Raw genomic sequence first — 2,696 nt, forward strand, 5'->3', positions numbered from 1 at the left:
GACAATAAGGAGTTATTTATAATATCCACCAATCTTTTTTTACGCCCTTCCATTTCATTGGATTCCCAACTTGACTTCTTTTTCTTACTGAGCGATGAAGAAGAAGTGCGTTTATTACTAACTGAAGATTTACCTCTGACATTCCCGCCCCTATCCTCTACAAGTCTTGAGACCAGCTCTTCTAAACTATCAATCTTTTCTTCGAGCTGGATGACTAATTTCGCTAAACTCGCTACATCTTTTTTTGTTGGATAATTCATGATGATGGACATTCTTTCTGAGGCTTCCTGCATTCTATTTATTCTTGGAATCTGCAATCGGGCATTGTCGCTTACTGCTTCTATCAACTCACGGTTATTTAGCAAATTCTGAATTTTATCATTAAGCTGTTGCTCTTTTTGTGTGCCTAGTAATTTAAGCCCTTTATAAAAATCTGATTTTCCTGTCATATATTTCTTCCTTCCTCTCTCCGTTTACGCTAATGCCGAAACTCCACCGTCAATGATTAAAATATGACCGATCATATAGTCAGAAGCCTGTGAGGCTAAAAATACGGCGGCACCCTTTAAATCATCTTCATTGCCAAACCTGCCAGCCGGAGTATTACCTAATATGTCGTAGTTAGACTGTTCAAGAATATTCTTTGTGATTTTAGTCGGGAAAAATCCAGGTGCAATTGCATTGACTTGGATTCCGAATCTAGCAAGTTTAACTCCTAAATCCTTGGTCATTGTAATGATGGCACCCTTACTGGTGTTATAAGCTATCGTATCCAATACCTCAGGAAGCGACCCGCCAAGACCTGTCACCGATGCAATATTTATGATTTTTCCGGAATTTTGCTGCTTCATGACCTTCGCTACAGCCCGTGAAAATAGGAATGTACCTGTAACGTTAACATTCAATACTTTTTCCCACTTATCCTTGGGAACATCCAAAAGCGGACCTGACCAGGACGTACCGCTATTATTGACAAGAATATCAATCGTGCCGAATTGAGTAACCGTTTCCTTGACGACATGGTCAATGGCACTCTCATCCGTGATATCACATTCAAAGGCAACGGCATTTACTCCCATCGATCGCAAGTCTTCACATGTCTCTTCACATAAAGGAAGATTTCGTGAAGCAATGACTATATTTGCACCAGCCTCCCCCAACGCGATGGCAATCTGTTTGCCCAGTCCCCTGCCGCCGCCGGTGATGATAGCCGTTTTATTAGTCAAATCAAACATATTACTCAATGTAGTCAACTTTTCAGCCCTTTCTTTATGAAGAATTTTTTATATAAAACTGTCTATATCATTATAGATAAGCCTATCCAATATTGTGCTTAAAATAGCCAAATGCCCCTGCCTTTTGTTTCATCAACATGTATCTTTTATATCAATGAGAATGCTTCGGTCAGCTGTCGGAAATTCGGCCTACCGGAAACTTAATTTGTCCTGCTGGAAGTAGATCCTTCGAACATTTCGTCACTTTTTTCGACCGATAACTGGATTATTCGACTGAGTGAGCAAAATCGGATACTTAACCTGTTAAATCGTTTACACTATAGAACAGTAAGGAGGTTAAAAAATGACTATACATCACTTTCATTTAACCGCCGAATGGCCCGGCGGCAGAAATGATATCGGCACGATTCATTCAGGGAATCTTCAAACACAAATAAGTATTCCTACTGGAATGGAAGGACCAGGGATCGGGACTAATCCCGATGAAATGCTTCTTGGGGCGGCATCGACCTGCTATATCATTACCTTTGCTGCCATGCTAGAGCGAGCCCATATAGAAAAGGCGAGCTTATCCATGCAATCGGAAGCGTTAGTGGATGTTACGAATGGTGTATTCACCTATAAGAAAATCATCCATCGCCCTGCACTTGTATTAGTATCGGGCACTTCTGAAAAAGTGGTTGAAAAAGCGAGGAAACTTGCTGAAAAAGCTGAAACTTCATGTATGATTTCTAGAGCGATCAAAGGTAATGTAGCGGTGGAACTGAATGCGAAAATTTCCATAGCACAGCAACCTTGAAACAGAATAAGTGCCTAACCCTATGTTGGTTTAGGCACTTTTTGAACTATTGAATCAAATTCACTTTATTTTCAACCTCTTGGCACACTTCATCAGCCGTTAAACCATTTGCCTCAATGATGGACGCTTTCAATGAAGTATCGCTTATACCCATCACATTACTTTCCAAACCTGTTACCACACAACAATCCACGTTTTTTGCGTCAGCTTCTTGTTTAATCTCCACAACATCAAAACCTTTTTCGCGAAGTGCTTCCTGAATATTCGTTAAAGATTCTTCAACACCGATTTTTGACATCAACACACACCTCCTCTACCTTCTAAGCTGTCCTTTTCACCTTCAATATATGTATAGGATGCAAAGGAAATAGGGAAAGTAATATCGAGGTGATAAACATGAATGGGAAAAACAAGAAAGATGCTTCACAAACTCGTTTAGGGTCTTCTCAGATAGAGGGGCAAGGTACCACTACGAAAGAAACCGGGGCCTTCACTCAACCTTCTTCACTTAAAAAGCAAAAACGCTCCTGATAAAAAAGTATCTTAAATCAATCATGGAACTCCGCCTTCATGGTACGCAAAAAAACGCTTGGTTTAACCGCCAAGCGTTTTTCCTCTGAATGACCCTTTCTTTTCTTACATTCAATAAGGGTCTTATACTG

General features: G+C 40.3%; 5 protein-coding genes. 2 read left to right on the forward strand and 3 right to left on the reverse strand.

The genetic code is table 11. The annotated features are described in order from the left end of the window. Window positions 1–449: hypothetical protein (locus ACFVSH_RS25130; RefSeq protein WP_387708465.1), on the reverse strand; the 449-nt coding region annotated here is incomplete at its 3' end. Window positions 450–473: 24 nt separating this feature from the next. Continuing rightward, window positions 474–1,235 (reverse strand): SDR family oxidoreductase, encoded by a 762-nt coding sequence (locus tag ACFVSH_RS25135; protein WP_387599365.1) that lies wholly within the window; start codon window positions 1,233–1,235, stop codon window positions 474–476. A 343-nt stretch (window positions 1,236–1,578) separates the two neighbouring features. Here ACFVSH_RS25135 and ACFVSH_RS25140 point away from each other — a divergent pair, with 343 nt between their 5' ends. Further along, the gene (locus tag ACFVSH_RS25140; protein ID WP_192205065.1) at window positions 1,579–2,034 is read left to right on the forward strand and encodes an OsmC family protein; all 456 of its coding nucleotides are present in this window, start codon (window positions 1,579–1,581) and stop codon (window positions 2,032–2,034) included. Between the two features lie 46 nt (window positions 2,035–2,080). On the opposite strand, the gene ACFVSH_RS25145 is transcribed toward ACFVSH_RS25140, so the two are convergent. Beyond that, a complete protein-coding gene (locus ACFVSH_RS25145; RefSeq protein WP_192205066.1) occupies window positions 2,081–2,332 on the reverse strand; it encodes a YkuS family protein in 252 nt (83 codons plus the stop codon). Window positions 2,333–2,430: 98 nt separating this feature from the next. Here ACFVSH_RS25145 and ACFVSH_RS25150 point away from each other — a divergent pair, with 98 nt between their 5' ends. Next, window positions 2,431–2,565 (forward strand): YuzL family protein, encoded by a 135-nt coding sequence (locus tag ACFVSH_RS25150; protein ID WP_098369432.1) that lies wholly within the window; start codon window positions 2,431–2,433, stop codon window positions 2,563–2,565. Window positions 2,566–2,696 lie beyond the last annotated feature (131 nt).

Source organism: Peribacillus sp. NPDC058002 (assembly GCF_042886655.1).
In the GTDB taxonomy this organism is placed as follows: domain Bacteria; phylum Bacillota; class Bacilli; order Bacillales; family DSM-1321; genus Peribacillus; species Peribacillus aracenensis.

What these genes read in the sequence shown, in the direction of transcription:
- ACFVSH_RS25150 (WP_098369432.1), top strand. Translation starts at nt 2,431, where the DNA reads ATGAATGGGAAAAACAAGAAAGATGCTTCACAAACTCGTTTAGGGTCT.
- ACFVSH_RS25135 (WP_387599365.1), bottom strand. Translation starts at nt 1,235, where the DNA reads ATGTTTGATTTGACTAATAAAACGGCTATCATCACCGGCGGCGGCAGG.
- ACFVSH_RS25140 (WP_192205065.1), top strand. Translation starts at nt 1,579, where the DNA reads ATGACTATACATCACTTTCATTTAACCGCCGAATGGCCCGGCGGCAGA.
- ACFVSH_RS25145 (WP_192205066.1), bottom strand. Translation starts at nt 2,332, where the DNA reads ATGTCAAAAATCGGTGTTGAAGAATCTTTAACGAATATTCAGGAAGCA.